Raw genomic sequence first — 16,834 nt, 5'->3', positions numbered from 1 at the left:
GTTTGCAAACGTCTGGGATAATTCCTAGGCGTTTTTTGTTTAGGACTCATTATTCCGCCTAAAACTAGGTGTAATCTATTAGAAGCGATGCAAATGGCCTAAGAATACCTTTTCTGGTGAAAACATTCAATCTTGAACACTTTCAAACTACTAGACTTGGAGGACACAGCATGAAAAAGTGGTTTTTCGTTCTTGTTGCTGCATTATTAACATTAGTTGGTTGTAGCGAAAAAGAGGACAAAGAGGAAACAAGCACATTGAAAAAGGTATCCGTTGTACTGGACTGGACACCTAATACGAATCATACAGGACTTTATGTTGCGAAAAAGCTCGGCTACTTTGAGGAGCAAGGTTTAGACGTAGACATTATATTACCTGGTGATGCAGGGGCAGATCAACTTGTTGCATCAGGCAAAGCTCAGTTTGGCGTTAGCTACCAGGAAGGTATAACGCAAGCACGTGTTCAAGACGTGCCTCTTGTATCGATTGCAGCAATTATTCAGCATAATACATCTGGCTTTGCATCAGATGCTTCAAAAGGCATTACGTCACCAAAAGATTACGAAGACAAAACGTATGGTGGTTGGGGAAGCCCGATAGAACAAGCTGTTTTACAATCTCTAATGCAAAAAGAACATGCCGATATTAAGAAATTAGATATCGTTAATGCTGGAGATTTAGACTTTTTCACAATGATGCAGAAGGATATAGATTTTGCATGGATTTATTATGCTTGGACAGGTATTGAGGCGGAGCTTCGTGGAGAAAAATTAAATATGCAGTATTTAACAGACTATAGTGAGCAACTCGATTATTATACACCTGTACTTGCAACGAATGAAAAGATGATTAAGGATAATCCTGATGTGGTAAAGGCATTTGTTGCAGCTACTACAAAAGGTTATGAGTATGCAATTGAGCATCCTAATGAAGCGGCTGATATATTGCTTGAAGCGGTAACTGATTTAGATAAAGCACTTGTGCATAAAAGTCAGGAATGGTTAGTGAACAAATATCAAGATGATGCAGCACAATGGGGCGAACAAAAATTAGCAGTTTGGGAAAACTATGCGGACTGGATGACAAAGAACAACGTTTTAGAAGGCGAATTTCAAGCAGATCAAGCTTTTACAAATGATTTTTTACCAGAGAAAGGGGCAAAATAAATGGCTAATTCATTAATTAGTGTACAAATTATACCTAAAACAGAAAAATACGAGGATGTAATTCCATTCGTTGATGCAGCGATTGCGATTATCGATGCTTCAGGTGTGCGCTATGAAGTGCAGCCACTAGAAACGACTATGGAAGGTGAACTGTCTACCTTACTGCAAATTATTGAAGAGATGAATAAAAAAATGATTGAATTGGGTGCCATTAATGTTATTACGCAAGTGAAAATTTTATATCAGCCAACTGGCATTACAATGGGGACGTTGACGGAGAAGTATCGAGGATGAAACAGCTAGTAACGAAAGGAAGGTCGATTATTTTTATCGCCTTCCTGTTAGTTATCTGGGAAATCATTATCCGTTTGGCTGACATCCCACATTGGCTATTACCAGCGCCGAGTGCCATCGTTACTGAAGGTGTTCACTCTTATAAAACGTTCATGCCCCATGTGTTCGCCACTATACAGCTAGCGGTACTGGGCCTTGCTATTGGTATATTTTTCGGCTTGAGTGTTGCGATATTATTACACCGCTCAGCGACGGTAAGGGCATTTGTGTATCCGATTTTAATTGTGTCACAAAATGTGCCTGTACTTGTCCTTGCACCATTATTAATTATTTGGTTTGGTTTCGGGCTGTTACCGAAGCTGATTATTATTTGTCTCGTTTGCTTTTTTCCAATCGTTATTGCGGCCATGGATGGATTTCGTCAAACATCACCTGAGCTTAAGCATTATTTTGCAATGATAGGTGCTACAAAAGGTCAAACATTTTGGAAATTAGAATGGCCGTTTGCTTATCCTTCTATATTTTCTGGTATTAAAATTGCAGCGACTTATAGTGTGATGGGGGCTGTCATCGCAGAATGGCTTGGTGCGAAAAAGGGGATTGGTGTCTATATGACACTTGCTCAATCATCGTTTCGTACTGATCGTGTATTTGTGGCGATATTTGCGATAGTTTTGTTAAGTTTATTGCTATTTAGTGTTATTCGTTTTGTTGAAAAGCTTGTTGTAAAGGGGAGGGGATCACATGCTGAACATTCAAGACATTTCTAAATCCTTTGGCTCGCTTGAAGTAGTTAAAAACTTATCCTTTACGGTAAAGGAAGGCGAATTTGTGGCGATCATTGGTCCCTCTGGTAGTGGTAAAAGCACGCTCTTTCAATTAATAGGAGGAATAACGCCTTTGAATCATGGTGCTATTTTGTTAAATGGAGACGACATTCAGCAAAAAACAGGCACTATTGGCTACATGCCACAGCAACCTTGCTTATTACCGTGGCGGACAATTTTGGAAAATGTCACAATCGTAGAAGAATTGCAGCAGCGACCTAATATAGAGCTTGCAAGAAAATGGCTAGAAAAGGTTGGCCTATCTTCTTTTGAAAATGCTTATCCTCATGCTTTATCAGGAGGCATGCAACAACGTGTATCATTTCTGCGAGCTATCGTCAGTGAGAAACCAATCTTATGCCTAGATGAGCCGTTTTCAGCGCTGGATGAGTTTACAAGATTAGAAATGCAGGCATGGTTGTTATCCATTTGGGAGGAACATAAAAAATCAATCCTGTTTGTTACACATAGTATCGAAGAGGCATTATTTTTAGCAGATCGCATTATTGTATTAACGAAACGTCCAGCTACTATCAAGGAGGAACTAATTGTTCCATTTGCACGACCACGATCCGAGGAAATTCGCCATTGTGCACAGTTTACACAATTAAAACAACAACTTTTCCATTACTTAAAAGAAGAAAAGGACGATCCATATGTTGATTGATGCACATATCCATTTAGATCAGTATAAGGAAGAAGAAGTGCCTCTGCTACTTGAAGAAGCACAATATGTCATCGCGGTGAGTACGGACTTGCCATCTAGTAAGAAAACGCTGAAGTTAACAAAATCATACGATAAGGTAAAGGCAGCCTATGGTTTTCATCCTGAACAATCTTTACCAAGTGACGAGGACAGACAAGCTTTATTTGATTGGATACGGCTTCATGCTAGTGAGATGATTGCCATTGGAGAGGTCGGGTTACCTTATTATCGTAGACAAGCTCAGAAGATTGATGAGCGGCCTTATATACATTTATTAGAACAATTTATTAAATTGGCTAAAGAGCTTCGCAAACCGATTGTGTTACATGCTGTTTACGAAGACGCTTTAATCGCATGCGATTTACTTGAGCAACATGGTGTGACGAAAGCACATTTTCATTGGTTTAAGGGAAGTGAAGAGGCAATTGTGCGTATGATACATAATGGCTACTATATTTCAATTACACCTGATTGTGTTTATGAAGCGGAAATTCAAGCATTGATTAAAAGATATCCATTGGAACTCATGATGGTTGAAACGGATGGTCCGTGGCCATTTGAAGGACCTTTTGACAAAGCTCGTACTTCGCCGTATATGATGTCTAAAACCATTGAAGTTATTGCAACTATTAAAGGCTTAACAACACAAGAAGCGGCAAAAATTGTAACACGAAATACGAAGTTATTTTATAATTTATAAAGACACGACAAAAACAGCCACATCTAGTACGACGAATCGTCTACATGTGGCTGTTTCCTATGCTTTGTTCTATCTTGTTCTAATGTTGCACGCTTCGTTTTAGTAACGCGCTCATGTGTACTGAAAGGGGAAGTTTGACGCTTTTTCTCAACGTCTTTACCTTGTGTACGTTTTAAATGCAAACGCTTCTTTTTAGCCTTAGATTGTGCCATGATAATACCTCCATATAATATTACCAATATATTACCGAAAAAGGAGAGAAAAGTAAAACCTCGTAAGCTGAATGCCTACGAGGTTGTTAGTCATAATATTAGTGAGATACGTCTTGTACTGAAATACCAGTGTTTGCTTTAACATCAACTTCGCGGTATTTCGCATCATCAGATTCTTTAGAAAGTAAAGTTCCGATGAATCCACCTAGGAAACCAAGTGGAACAGAGATAAGTGCTGGATTCGTTAACATAATTAACGGTTCACCAACGAAGATTGCTTTTCCTTCAACTGGATTCCAAATGTTTGGTGATACAGCTACAAGTACTAAAGCAGAAATTAAACCTGTTAACATCGCTGTTACTGCACCAGTAGTATTAAAGCGTTTCCAATAAATTGTGTAAATAATTACTGGTAAGTTTGCAGAACCTGCAATACAGAATGCTAGTGATACTAAGAACGCAACGTTTAACGTTTGTGCACCAAGAGCAAGAAGAATTGATACTATAGAGATAGTAATAGAACCGATACGAGCAGCAAGTACTTGCTCTTTTTCTGTAATTTTACCTTTTTTAATGATTTGACCATAAATATCATGTGATAGGGCAGATGCACCAGAAAGTACAAGACCTGCTACTACCGCTAAGATTGTTGCGAATGCTACCGCACAAACGAATGAGAATAGAATGTCGCCACCAAGTGCTTCTGCAAGAAGTGGAGCAGCCATGTTACCAGCCGCGTTAGCAGCAATAATTTTATCTTTACCAACGAATGCAGCTGCACCGAATCCTAAGAAGATCGTTAATACATAGAAAATACCTACGATCCAAGTAGCCCAAATTACTGAAGAACGAGCTGTTTTTGCGTCTTTTACAGTGAAGAAACGCATTAAAATATGTGGAAGACCCGCAGTACCTAATACAAGTGCGATTAACATCGAGATTGTATCAATACCGTTAGTATACTTAAGACCAGGATTTAAGTATGCAGCACCGCTTTCAGTAGCAGTAGTCATTTCTGAGAACATATTTGTAATACTGAAGCCGAACTCTTTTAACACTAAAAACGAAATAATGACTGTACCTAACATTAATAGACAAGCTTTAATAATTTGTACCCAAGAAGTTGCAGTCATACCGCCGAATAAAACGTAAGTCGTCATCATAACACCTACGATTAATACTGCAACCCAATAGTCGATTCCTAGAAGTAATTGAATAAGTGCGCCTGCACCAACTAGTTGTGCAATCATGTAGAATAAAACAATTGTAATTGTACTTAATGCTGCTGTACCACGAACTTTTGAATTGTTAAAACGTGCTGTAATCATGTCAGCTAATGTGAATTTACCAAGGTTACGTAATGGCTCAGCTACGATATAAAGAACCACTAAGTAAGCTACTAAATAACCGATAGAGAAGAAGAATCCATCAAATCCGAATAATGCAACGGCACCAGCGATACCAAGGAAAGAAGCTGCTGATAAGTAGTCACCAGCGATAGCTAGTCCATTTTGCCAGCCAGTTAAACCACCACCTGCTGTGTAAAAGTCAGTCGCAGAAGAAGTACGTTTAGATGCCCACCATGTAATAATTAATGTAAGACCAACGATTGCTACGAAGAAGAATATTGCTATTGGGCTCATAGGCGGCCACCTCCGTTTTCATATTCAGCGATAATTGCTTTTGCTTCTTTGTCATAGCTATTTGCTTTCGCAACATATAGGTGACATAAGCACCAAGTCATGATGAATAATCCTGCTGCGTAAATCCATACCCAAGTAACTTCCCCAAAAGCTTTTTGGTGTAGGATTGTTGTGTAAGATGTAAGAATCGGAAGCAACAGGTAAGCTGCTAAGAAGAATACAGTGATTGACCAAAGAAATGCGTTCTTCTTTTTTACAAGTGCTTTAAACGATTCTTGTTTTGCAATTGCATCATAATCTATTACAATGCTTTTGCTTGCTTGATTGTTCGCCATAAACATTCCCCATTTTGTGTTTATTTTTACTGCTTAAATACTGAATTTTGCTACTTTAGTGAATTCACATCTTAATTTTATGAGACAGTTCACAAAATTGCAATACATTTCAGAAAAATTATGGAAAAAAAATTTCCGTAAAAATAGTCTTGAAAGAGAAAATACAAGACAAAGCCTAGAAATTAAAGGGTTTTGCAATATTCAGATAAATTAACGAGGTAAGGATATTACTAGCTTCTTGACAAAAATGAGGATGTAATAACCGAGAAAAAATGCGTTTTTTCCAGAAAAAATAAACACTATTTCTCTAGTGAAAAATGGATATTTTCTTAAATTTGGAAAATAAATAGTATTGTTCAATAAGTAAAATGTTTGAATTTTTATAGTAAAAAATAAAAAAACCCGACCGAAGTCGAGTCTTTTTATTAATAATTGATGTTAGATTACGATATAAATCTATTAATGAGAAATATCTGAAACTGATACACCTGTATTCGCTTTCACACGAATTTCTTTGTAAATACGATCTGCTTCGGCTTGAGACACTTTGCTTGCAGAAAGAACTGAACCTAAGTAACCAGCAATAAAGCCTAGTGGAATCGTAATAATTGCTGGTACTGCCAGTGGCACTAATGGCTTCCCAACAAAGAGTGCAGCACCTTCTATTGGACTCCAAACGTTCGGACCCATTGCGCCTAAAACTAAGCAGGAAACTAAACCTGTTACCATTGCAGTAACAGCACCAGTTGAATTGAATTTTTTCCAGTAAATTGTGTATAAAATGACTGGTAGGTTAGCAGATGCTCCGATACAGAATGCAAATGATACTAAGAATGAAACATTTAAGCTTTGAGCAAATAATGCAAGAATAATAGAAACAATGGCAATAGAAATAGAGCCTGTACGAGCAGCTACAACTTGTTGTTTCTCAGTTAATTGACCGTTTTTAATAATTTCTCCATAAATATCATGAGAAATAGCAGATGCACCTGTTAACACTAAGCCAGAGACTACCGCTAAAATTGTTGCAAAAGCGACTGCGCAGATGAATGACATTAATACATCACCACCAAGGAATTCAGCCAATAGTGGTGCCGCAGTATTACCAGCCTTGCTTTCTGCGATGATTTTATCAAGACCTACAAAGTGCATTGCACCAAAGCCTAAGAAAATTGTTAACGAGAAGAAAATGGCTGTAATCCAAGTTGTCCAAGAAATAGAAGCACGAGCTGTTTTCGCATCTTTAACAGTAAAGAAGCGCATTAATATATGTGGCAAACCTGACGTACCTAAGACAAGTGCCATCATCATCGATACAGAATCAATCGAGCTAGAGTACTTCATACCTGGTACTAAAAATTTATCGCCATGATCGGCAGAGATAGTATCAAACATCTTTACTAAAGAGAAATCAAATTTCATTAGTACAAGTGTTGCTAATAGACCTGTCCCAAATAGTAAAAGTCCAGCTTTAATAATTTGTACCCAAGAAGTCGCCGTCATACCACCAAACAATACATAAGTTGTCATCATAACTCCTACGATTAGCACCGCAACCCAGTACTCAATACCAAATAATAATTTAATAAGTGCTCCAGCACCGACTAATTGCGCAATCATATAGAGAATAACGATAATAATTGTTCCAGTAGCAGCTACACCACGAATACGCTTTTCATTAAAGCGAGCTGTTAACATATCTGCCAACGTATAGCGTCCTAGATTACGCATTGGTTCAGCTATTACATATAATAGAACTAAATTTGCAACGACATAACCAACAGAGAAGAAAAAGCCATCAAAACCAGTTAATGCAATAGCTCCGGAAACCCCTAGAAATGCTGCAGCTGATAAGTAATCACCAGCGATTGCAAAACCATTTTGCCAACCTTTTAGACCACCGCCAGCTGTATAGAAATCACTTGCAGAAGAAGTGCGCTTTGCTGCAATATACGTAACGATTAATGTTAAACCTACGATTCCTAAAAAGAAACCTACTGATACTAAATTCATTTATTTTCCACCTTTCGCTTGATACTCTGCAAGAACTGCAGCAGCAGCTTTATCGAATGAAGCAGCTTTTTTTACATATACTGTACAAAGAACAATTGTCATGATGAAAAGTCCTGCTGAGTAAATCCAAACGCCCGTTATACTGCCTATAATTTTTTGTTGTAGTACAGGCTGAAAAGCAAGGATTGGCAATAGAATATAAAGAAATAAAAACCCTGCTGTGATAGAGAAAAGGAAGGTATTTTTCTTTTTCACGAAAATGTTGAACGATTCCATAGCTTCAATTGCATTATAGTCAACTGATTGCACGTTTTTGTTCTCAGTAATGTTAGCCATTATTATTCCCCCTAAAGTTATATATTTCTGTTTTAAACGACATATTTCTTTGCTAATCGCCGTTATATTCACTTATTTTATGAGGTAGAATCCTATAATGCAATACTAAATTTTTAGTTTTTTAAATTTTTAGTTAAATTTAGATTGTCGAAATAATGTAGAAATAATAAGGATTTAATAGAAATTATCCGTAAGAAAGAGAACGCATTTTATTTTTAAAATAGTATTTTAGAAATAGTTAATTGATAATAATTTTGAATGTAGGAGAAAAAACGAACGCAAAAGAGAAATTTAGTGTTTTTCTTATTTTTGTATAAAATGTAAGTAATAAAAGAATAGCAAAAAAACATTGTTATATAACAATGTTGCGATGTATTGGGAAATAAGAAAATTAGTAAAAAAATGTTGTGAATTTTTTTTGAAAATTTTCTGAATTAAAGGAGTGGAATGAGTATTTAAATACCAAAAACATACAGATTAAGAGCGAAAGACATAATGGAGGAAATGATTCAAGTTCATTATCTTGTATTTGTATTCTATTATTTATACAATAAAATACGATGATAAATTGGAGGGAAGTGTACATTTTGATGAGAAAGAAAAGGATCATGCTAGTTGGGTTACTAGTATTAAGCACCATATTGGCAGCTTGTGGCAGTTATAAATTTGAACCTGAAATGAGCATTGATGTAGAAGATTTTTCATTTACGAATCAAAACAATGAGCAAGTAAGTCTTGATAGCTTAAAAGGACAGCCTTGGCTAGCAATGTTCATATTTACAAATTGCAACTCGATTTGTCCGCCGATGACATATAATATGACCGATGTGCAGAAGTCATTAAAGGATGAAGGTGTGAAAGATTATCAAATAGTGGCATTTAGTGTAGACCCTGAAGTAGATTCACCAGATGTTTTAAAAGATTATTTAAAAACATATTCAGTAATTGATGATAGCAAATGGCAGCTATTAACTGGCTATAAGCAACAGTATATTGAGCAATTTGCCCGAAAATCATTTAATTCATTAGTGAAGAATGATCCGAATTCTGATCAAGTTGTACATATGTCGAGCTTTTATTTAGTAAATGCTGACGGAGTTGTCGTGAAAGATTATGACGGCGCTACAAATGTACCTGTTGAAACAATCGTAGCAGATATGAAGGCATTAACTAAATAAGATGAATAACTCAGATGATTTAACGATTATCTGGGTTTATTTTAATTTTGTCTCACTATCATAAGTATACTTTTCAATGAAACGTAACTTCCTATAATTTATATTATGTAAACTAAAATTATTTTACGTGGAGGAGGGCCTGGATTCGTCTACTACTCTACATGGACATCTGTATATGGACAAGAACTTGCAGACATTCATATAAAATTAAATGTAGTCTTTTAATAAAAATTCATTAAAATGTTGTTTTAAAATAAAGTTTGTTCAAAAATTCTTCACAAGCCAGGTAAAAAGAATCCATTTTGAAAAAAGATTGATCAAAATGGATTCTTATCCCTCAAATTTAAGATTGGTTTTTATAAAAAAGATCGATTATTTTCTACCAACAGGCTTTGAATCTACAGGTTTTTCTGGTTGCTCTGGCCCTTCAGGTGTTGGCTCTATTGCTACTGGTAAGGATTTCCGCCTTTTAGAACAAAAGCAGTTTTACTTTCCACACCTGTAGCAGATATAGACTTTATACCATATGTGTATACTTTACTATTTTTTGCAATAGTATCTACATAAACAGTATTACCTTGTGTGTTATAAACCACGTCTACTATATTTTTAACGTCTTCATATGATCCTTCTTTTGTTCCATCAAAACGGTATATTACATATTTCCTTGGTTGAGTACTATTTTCATCTGTAATAGTAAGCTTCATGCCGAAAGACTCTTTACTCAATTTAACATCAGTTGGACATAAAGGTATTGCAGAGCCTTTCCAATAAATTGTAGGTGTTAAAGCTTTATAATTGTATAGTTGCTGATTTAGATAAGAAGCATATCCAAGAGCGTTATTGTTAATACTTTTTAGAGAAAAATGCATTTGCCCTTGAGCATTTTTATTTGCTCTGTTGGCGATTACTTGGCTGATAAGTTCCGTCTTATTATTCCATGCAGTATCAGAATCATTTCCAACTTTATAATTGGCCATGCCAATATATAAATTAACAGGATGGACTTTTGCGTATGTTTGAACTTCTCTTCCCCACCAATCTAATAAAACAGAGTAATTTGCTGCTTTATGATTTCTGGACCAATAGATTTGAGGCGCAATATAATCGATACTTCCATCTTTAATCCACTGTCTTGTATCAGCATAAAGATCATCGTAGTTACTCATTCCATTCGTGTTACTACCAGTAGAATCTTGCCCTTTGTTTCGCCAAATTCCAAACGGAGATATTCCATATTGAACATGAGGTTTAATTGCCTTAATGCTTGCATAAACCTTTTTTACTAATTGATTAACATTATTTCTGCGCCAGTCTTCAATATTATTGAAAGAGCCACCATACTTTTTAAAAGTTTGTTGATCTTTAAAAGTCTCTCCTTTTATTTTATAAGGATAGAAATAATCATCCATATGTACAGCGTCGATATCATAGTTGCTTACTAATTCTTCTATGGTTGATAATAAGTAATTTTGAACTTCAGGCAAACCAGGATCTAAATAGTATTGTTTACCGTATTTCACTACCCAATTAGAATTTTTACGGGCTACATTATCGGCAGCAAGATTAGTCAAAGATTGCGAAGGCATAGTGACCCTATATGGGTTTACCCAAGCATGAAGTTCTAATCCTCGCATATGTGCTTCGTCCAGCATTATTTGCAATGGATCAAAACCCGGATTGGTCCCTTGTGTATTGCCTGTTATATACGATGACCATGGAGCAAGCTTAGACGGGTACAGTGCATCATTTAATGGCTTAACTTGAAAAATAACTGTATTAAAGTTATCAGCTTTTAATTTGTCTAAGGTACTTTGAACCCATTGAGTATATTGGGTTTTACTCATTCCTGCTTTCATATCAATATTAGATACTGTTGCAATCCAGGCTGCACGCATTTCATTTTGAGGTAGTGAATTAGCTGTAGCCTTTTGATTTCTAAAAACAGGAATAAGTAAAAGTAAAATAAAAAAAGTTATTAAGCACTTTCCAAAAAAATTTTTAAACATAAATAATGAAATCTCTCCTTTTAATTCTCAGCTATTAAAACCTAGCTGTTACTATAACCTAAGTAAATACCATTTCAGTCTATTCTATAAAAGTAGGAACTGATTTATCCTTCTAAATTTTGTCGGCAGGACCCCCTATTGGTAATTTCAATTGTTTGCGAAGCTCGTTGGAAAATTTTATTCTGTTTCTTCGCTCACTATATAATACCACAAATCCCCAATTATTCTCCCTTCACCGGTAATCTCCATTTATTTAAATTCTTGACGCCAATTTTATGATAGCGTTGAATAGCAATCATTTGGTCAATTGTTAAGTTTGTTTGATAAAGTGGACCATACGGTGGAAGGATTGGAAGAAATTTTTCACAAGATAAACATCAGTTTTAACATAAATGTCCAATAAAAAAATCATCTCAAAGGATAACTGAAAAGATGATTTTTATAAAACTTTATTATTTGTTTATCTTAGGATAACGACATTCAAACATATGTAAATAAAGAGTTAAAACATATTATAAATATCAAATATGTTCGAACTCTTTTGTTGTTGCTTTGTAAAAAATATTGATTAAGAAGGTGCTAACATTGAATTAATGACAGAAGAAAAACCATCATTTTGAAAAAACATTGATCAAAATGAGAGCTTTTTTAGTACATTTGAATATTATTTTGTAAAAAAGATTGATTATTTCGGAAAGCGAATCTTTAACTAACGCACCCCGTTAGCCATCCATGAAGCGCAAAAATCTGCTCTTCACCACAGAAAATGTAAGATGATTAAGTTCTTTCAAGGGAGTTGAATAAGAAAAGAAACGCTTAAGCCACAATCGCACCCTTTAACGGAATAACACATGAGCTTCTATTAGCTAGTTTTTTAATAAGAGGCTCTACTACTTGGTAGAAGGTGACTGGCAGCCATAAGAGTATGCAAGACATAGAAAACCACTCTTTTCTAGGATAGGCCTACTCATTGAACTGGCGTCAACAGTAAGGAAAGGATGCCCATTTTCATATGCCTTTTTTGCACGAGTAGCTAAAAGTGCTGTATAATAACCTTTTCCCACACTCTCATCTGCTAGTACTACTATTTTTTATTACCAAATTAGCCGTTTCACTCGGATGGTTAAGAGGAAAATGATGACCATAAGGAACAAAATCAACCTTACCAAGATGCGAAGGAGCAGAATAGCCTCTGTCATAATCCCCCCAAATAATGCGAAGATTATACTTTGTTACTTCATTGAAATTACCTTGAACGTTTTTCAATAGTAAACTGTTAAGCTGAACCGTAGTATTTAAAATTCTAGGAGAAGTAAAACTGTTACTTATTTTTTCAATATAATGTTCAGGGATGCTCTCCGTACTTTCAAATAAACCATTACTTAATAAATAACGCTCTATCAAATTAGTAGTTGCCAATTTCAATGTCCATTTGTTCATAAATTGAGGAACATTTATCGATTTAGTATTTTTTTTAGCAACAGGTGGCTGAAGTAAAGTAATTGTATACTTCTTATCTATGTACTTTTGTACTAATGCTTCCAAAAGAATATACGCACCAAATGAATGGCCAATTAGATGGGCACCATTAGTAGCTTTCTCCAATAACTTTTTCAATACATTCAAATAGATATTTAAAAGATTTTTCTCTCGTTTAAAAGGAGAACGTCCCAAACCTGGAAGGTCCATGATCCATACAGGTCGACCCGTTTTTTCATGAAGCTCTTTCCCTAAAGGAAATAAATCCTCTCCATCACTTAATAAACCATGTAATAAAATAAACGGTTTACCCTCTCCTTGTGATTGGTAAATGGTAGTATTATTACATAATGTTCGTTTAAATAAATGACTGTGCTGGCCATTTTGATACATCATGCGATAATCCAGATCAGCTATTACGGCTGGGAGAAATTTCATTACATTTGTCTCCTTAAACCAATCTTCTCCCATAATCTTTTTCGCTGAACCATTGGGAAATGTTCGATTTGTAATAAAGTTCAGCCCATCAGCAGGAATTTGGGTTATTTTGCTTACGCCACTATTCATAAGTGCTTTCATAAATGGCAATGGGGCAGAAATTTTAGGTGCAGTCATATTCATACTTTCTGACATAGCATCTAATAATTCTGAAATATTCTGATCATGTTGTTTATCTTCAACAAGTGTATATGTTTGTATAGTTGGTTGCTCCAATCTGAAAACCTGCACAATAAACTTTGCTAGTTCATCGTTTGCAATAAGTGGTAATCTATATTCCTTACCTCCAGGAATCACTGGCATGAGCCCTTTTCGCATACTCATCACAAGCAAGCCTAAGCCTCCTGTTTGCTCCGTACTTCCTGTTTTACTACTACCAACTACAGTTGGTGGATTAATTACTGAAAGCGGATAACCTACTGTTGATGCCTGCTGACGAATATAAAGATCTGCTAAAAACTTTGTTCTCTCATATGGATTTTTTATTTTCAAAAAATTGTTTCCTTCTTTAAACACATCTATCGCAATCTTGCTATTTTTATCATCAAAGGGACTCATATAGCCTACAACATGAATAAATTGTTGCAATCCCTTCAATTGATGAATATTTTTAGCGAATTCACTAATATGTTGGGCACCATTCAAAAATACGGAAGCTGCCTCTTTGCTTGTCGCTTGAATATCCATGGGGCCTCCTGCGTGAATAATCACATCCGTTTTCAATACCCACTCCTTATCTTCAGCACTTAGACCTAAGTCTATTTTCGTCAAATCACCTTCAATAAAGTGCATAACTGCCTCTTTTAAGATGCCTCTTTCTTGATAAATGCGTGTTGCTTTACTTTTCGATCTCACTAATAGAAGAATTGTAACATGCTCTTTGGCTAATTCCCTCACTAATTGCTTTCCAATAAAACCTGTTCCACCAGTTAAAAATACGGTTTTCATATAAATCCTCCTTTTAGTACTATTCAGTACTAATTTGATGTAAAAAAAATGCTTCTTTTATCGAAGCAAGTTAAAAAAATGATCTGCTGTTTTCATGATTACAGTTGCATCCTTCAGTGTTTCTGAAATAAATAGCGCTCCTTCAAGATTTGTAATAAAAAGAGATGCAACCTCGTCATTATTAATTGTCTTTCTAAATTCACCATTCTCTACCCCTTGTTTAAGTAATAGAGAAACTTTCGTTTGTAATCCTGCAAAAAAAAGACCTATTTTTTCTTTTACTTTTGTGGCATTTGTAGGGCTTTGAATATAAAGAGTAATAAATGGACAGCTCCCCTTATATTCTCTCGCCTGAACTCCTTGTGATAATTGCTTTAAAAACAGTTGGATACGATCTTCAACTAATAATTGGTTTTGAGATAGTAAGCCATCAATTGCAGATTGATACATTTCAATCCAATAATCAACGACCCCTTCCAACAATTCTTCTTTATTAGAGAAGTGATAATACACATTAGACTTTGAAACTTTGCTTACACGAACTAATTCATCCATGCTTGTATAAGCAAACCCTTTTTCTAAAAATAATGTTGCAGCTACTTCAATCACACGTTTTTGATTCATTAATTTTACCCTTGTCATAATTAGTACTATACAGTCCTATAATAGGTGTTGCAAGTATTTTTGTTAGTTTAATAATAAAATTAATCAAAAAAGCTATACTTTAATTGATTTTACTGCTAATAATTAATCTCATTTTGAACAAAGTTGAACTGAACCCCAAAACTGTTTTGGATGGCTTGCAATTCAACAATCTGGCCCTTTAGATGAAGAAAGACGCATTCATTATAAAAGTAATGCGCCCGTTTATGTAATAGCAGTTTACTTCTTTTTGTTTGCATGCCTTTTTGCAAATGTAGAAGGGGAAAATGAAACTTTGTATTTCCCTTCAAGTTCCTTTCTTACTTTTTCCGTTAGCTTTAATCCTTGTTGATTATGTATTTCTTCAAGTTCAATCCCATTAGGAACTATTCCATCATTAGCCCAATCAATCCACTCAACATATTTTAATATCCATTTTGTTAATTCCGATTGTAGTTCGATGGAAATTGAAACATATGATATTTCAAAGTTACCGAGGCATTTATTACACCATATAGCGTCAGCCCCGATATCTGCTTCTACTCTTAAATCATATGTTTCATCACATTTACATTGTTCAATCATTGCTTTTTATCTCCTCTTATCTTTTCTCTACTATTTTTTGAGTAAAGAGATGATTTCTTTGTTTTGATGATCTGAACCCATCTTAATAGTAACGCTACTAACAATATAGGTATTAACTGAAACAACAATCCAACCATATCTACCGTATCTCCAGAAAAATTCATGCAACCCCTTCTCTATAACATAATTTTACCATATATAGAATTCAGTTTAACAAAAAAACAATATGGCCCTTTTCATGAAGAAAGATGTTTTCCTCATTACTGAAAAGCGCCCGATTGCGGAATACTTTTGATTTACACTTTTTATATAAAAATTACCTGATAATGTATTTTTTTAAAAGAATCAAATTGTTATTAGAATTTCTTATAGATAGGGAGAAGATTATAAATTAATTGGACCCGAAGTTCTTATCATTTTACACTTCGTTTGTTTAAGTAGAAAAGGCTTTTCCTCCATAGATGAAGTAAAGCCCCGGTTAGTTCAATTATTTTTTAAACAGAAGTTTTAAAATATTCTTTGTAAACTCTTCATATGAAGAATTCTTTCCCCACTGGTTATACCACTTTCGAATCGTTTCTACTAACCAAAACGGCACAGGATTTCCATCTATTAAATGATAGTATTGCTCATATCCTTTTTTTAAATGCTCCCATCGAAAATCATTACCTTGTAATGTGTATTCTGAGACATCAATTATTTTTGCTCTTCCATTTTGTAGTAAAATATTTTTCAAATGGATATCACGGGGGGTGAGGCCCTTATTCCGAACATACTCTCTTGCATCTTCCACTTCATTTACAACCTGTTCTGGAATGTGAATACCTTGTAGAATGCAGTCAAAGAGAGTCGTTCCTTCTTCATACCCTAAAACGAGATATTCGTCATATGAAGCAAAACATGTTGAAAAGAAAGGTGAATTCTCTAATAATTGATAAACATTTGCTTCAACTTTTACTTTGTGTAATTTGTCCTTGGCATATATTTTAAATGCATAGGCTGGGGCAGAAAGAGACTGAAAAACAGCCGCATCTGTCCCAACACCTATACACTTCAAATCATTAGCTTCACCACTTATGGTTACTGGATCGTTATTTGGATTTGAAAATACTTTAATTTTAGAAAGAGAACCAATAGCTTTGTCCCAGTCGTTTTCCAAATAATCACTCCCTTCATTAGCGTTGAAGAAAACTACATTATCCAATTTACTTTAAAAGGGATTCTCTATTCCTCTTAACAAAATTCAGATTATACATTGCAGTT

Annotated in this window: 17 protein-coding genes and 1 pseudogene; 6 read left to right on the top strand and 12 right to left on the bottom strand. The window is 35.1% G+C overall.

Annotation, left to right across the window (positions count from 1 at the left end; all coding sequences use genetic code 11):
* Positions 1-170: 170 nt before the first annotated feature.
* The 5 genes from ACIQXJ_RS07770 to ACIQXJ_RS07750 are packed head-to-tail and all read left to right on the top strand — an operon-like array spanning position 171 to position 3,693.
* Entirely contained in the window at positions 171-1,166 is a 996-nt protein-coding gene (locus ACIQXJ_RS07770) for an ABC transporter substrate-binding protein (protein WP_403051734.1), read from the top strand.
* Complete coding sequence (locus ACIQXJ_RS07765; RefSeq protein WP_340824680.1) at positions 1,167-1,460, top strand: thiamine-binding protein; 294 nt, start codon at positions 1,167-1,169, stop codon at positions 1,458-1,460.
* Complete coding sequence (locus ACIQXJ_RS07760) at positions 1,457-2,230, top strand: ABC transporter permease (protein WP_403051731.1); 774 nt, start codon at positions 1,457-1,459, stop codon at positions 2,228-2,230. Before ACIQXJ_RS07765 ends, ACIQXJ_RS07760 begins: the two co-directional genes overlap by 4 nt.
* Positions 2,205-2,954 carry an ABC transporter ATP-binding protein gene (locus ACIQXJ_RS07755; protein WP_403051728.1) on the top strand — a complete coding sequence of 250 codons (750 nt, stop codon included), beginning with the start codon at positions 2,205-2,207 and terminating at the stop codon, positions 2,952-2,954. The genes ACIQXJ_RS07760 and ACIQXJ_RS07755 overlap by 26 nt, the downstream gene beginning before the upstream one ends.
* A complete protein-coding gene (locus ACIQXJ_RS07750) occupies positions 2,944-3,693 on the top strand; it encodes a TatD family hydrolase (protein WP_403051725.1) in 750 nt (249 codons plus the stop codon). Before ACIQXJ_RS07755 ends, ACIQXJ_RS07750 begins: the two co-directional genes overlap by 11 nt.
* Before the next feature lie 23 nt (positions 3,694-3,716).
* Here ACIQXJ_RS07750 and ACIQXJ_RS07745 read toward each other — a convergent pair whose 3' ends face one another.
* The 5 genes from ACIQXJ_RS07745 to ACIQXJ_RS07725 form a co-directional block, all read right to left on the bottom strand.
* Positions 3,717-3,905 (bottom strand): hypothetical protein, encoded by a 189-nt coding sequence (locus ACIQXJ_RS07745; RefSeq protein ID WP_403051722.1) that lies wholly within the window; start codon positions 3,903-3,905, stop codon positions 3,717-3,719.
* 98 nt (positions 3,906-4,003) lie between these two features.
* Positions 4,004-5,548, bottom strand: a complete 1,545-nt coding sequence (locus ACIQXJ_RS07740; RefSeq protein ID WP_403051719.1) for a solute symporter family protein — start codon at positions 5,546-5,548, stop codon at positions 4,004-4,006.
* The gene (locus ACIQXJ_RS07735) at positions 5,545-5,883 is read right to left on the bottom strand and encodes a DUF485 domain-containing protein (RefSeq protein ID WP_340824673.1); all 339 of its coding nucleotides are present in this window, start codon (positions 5,881-5,883) and stop codon (positions 5,545-5,547) included. The genes ACIQXJ_RS07740 and ACIQXJ_RS07735 overlap by 4 nt, the downstream gene beginning before the upstream one ends.
* A 459-nt stretch (positions 5,884-6,342) precedes the next feature.
* A complete protein-coding gene (locus tag ACIQXJ_RS07730; RefSeq protein WP_403051716.1) occupies positions 6,343-7,896 on the bottom strand; it encodes a solute symporter family protein in 1,554 nt (517 codons plus the stop codon).
* Positions 7,897-8,232 (bottom strand): DUF485 domain-containing protein, encoded by a 336-nt coding sequence (locus ACIQXJ_RS07725; protein WP_172771447.1) that lies wholly within the window; start codon positions 8,230-8,232, stop codon positions 7,897-7,899.
* A gap of 590 nt (positions 8,233-8,822) precedes the next feature.
* Here ACIQXJ_RS07725 and ACIQXJ_RS07720 point away from each other — a divergent pair.
* Positions 8,823-9,410: an SCO family protein gene (locus ACIQXJ_RS07720; protein ID WP_403051713.1), complete on the top strand. Its 588-nt coding sequence runs from the start codon at positions 8,823-8,825 to the stop codon at positions 9,408-9,410.
* 446 nt (positions 9,411-9,856) lie between these two features.
* Here ACIQXJ_RS07720 and ACIQXJ_RS07715 read toward each other — a convergent pair whose 3' ends face one another.
* The 7 genes and pseudogenes from ACIQXJ_RS07715 to ACIQXJ_RS07685 all read right to left on the bottom strand — a co-directional run bounded on the left by ACIQXJ_RS07715 (position 9,857) and on the right by ACIQXJ_RS07685 (position 16,730).
* The gene (locus ACIQXJ_RS07715) at positions 9,857-11,419 is read right to left on the bottom strand and encodes a glycoside hydrolase family 10-like protein (RefSeq protein WP_403051710.1); all 1,563 of its coding nucleotides are present in this window, start codon (positions 11,417-11,419) and stop codon (positions 9,857-9,859) included.
* Positions 11,420-12,309: 890 nt separating this feature from the next.
* Positions 12,310-12,480, bottom strand: a pseudogene (locus ACIQXJ_RS07710) (GNAT family N-acetyltransferase); the annotation flags it as partial.
* A 7-nt stretch (positions 12,481-12,487) separates the two neighbouring features.
* Positions 12,488-14,344 carry an alpha/beta fold hydrolase gene (locus tag ACIQXJ_RS07705; protein ID WP_403051707.1) on the bottom strand — a complete coding sequence of 619 codons (1,857 nt, stop codon included), beginning with the start codon at positions 14,342-14,344 and terminating at the stop codon, positions 12,488-12,490.
* Between the two features lie 57 nt (positions 14,345-14,401).
* A complete protein-coding gene (locus tag ACIQXJ_RS07700) occupies positions 14,402-14,968 on the bottom strand; it encodes a TetR/AcrR family transcriptional regulator (protein WP_403051704.1) in 567 nt (188 codons plus the stop codon).
* 258 nt (positions 14,969-15,226) lie between these two features.
* The gene (locus ACIQXJ_RS07695; RefSeq protein WP_403051701.1) at positions 15,227-15,571 is read right to left on the bottom strand and encodes a hypothetical protein; all 345 of its coding nucleotides are present in this window, start codon (positions 15,569-15,571) and stop codon (positions 15,227-15,229) included.
* Positions 15,568-15,735, bottom strand: coding sequence for a hypothetical protein (locus ACIQXJ_RS07690; protein WP_403051698.1), 168 nt, complete (start codon positions 15,733-15,735; stop codon positions 15,568-15,570). The genes ACIQXJ_RS07695 and ACIQXJ_RS07690 overlap by 4 nt, the downstream gene beginning before the upstream one ends.
* A 323-nt stretch (positions 15,736-16,058) precedes the next feature.
* On the bottom strand, positions 16,059-16,730 hold the full coding sequence (locus tag ACIQXJ_RS07685) for a serine/threonine protein kinase (RefSeq protein WP_403051695.1): 672 nt from the start codon (positions 16,728-16,730) through the stop codon (positions 16,059-16,061).
* Positions 16,731-16,834 lie beyond the last annotated feature (104 nt).

It is taken from the genome of Lysinibacillus sp. NPDC097868 (assembly GCF_044761135.1).
Taxonomy (GTDB): Bacteria; Bacillota; Bacilli; order Bacillales_A; family Planococcaceae; genus Lysinibacillus.
The sequence above is the reverse complement of the archived record's forward strand: the minus strand, read 5'-3'. Positions and strand labels throughout refer to the sequence as shown.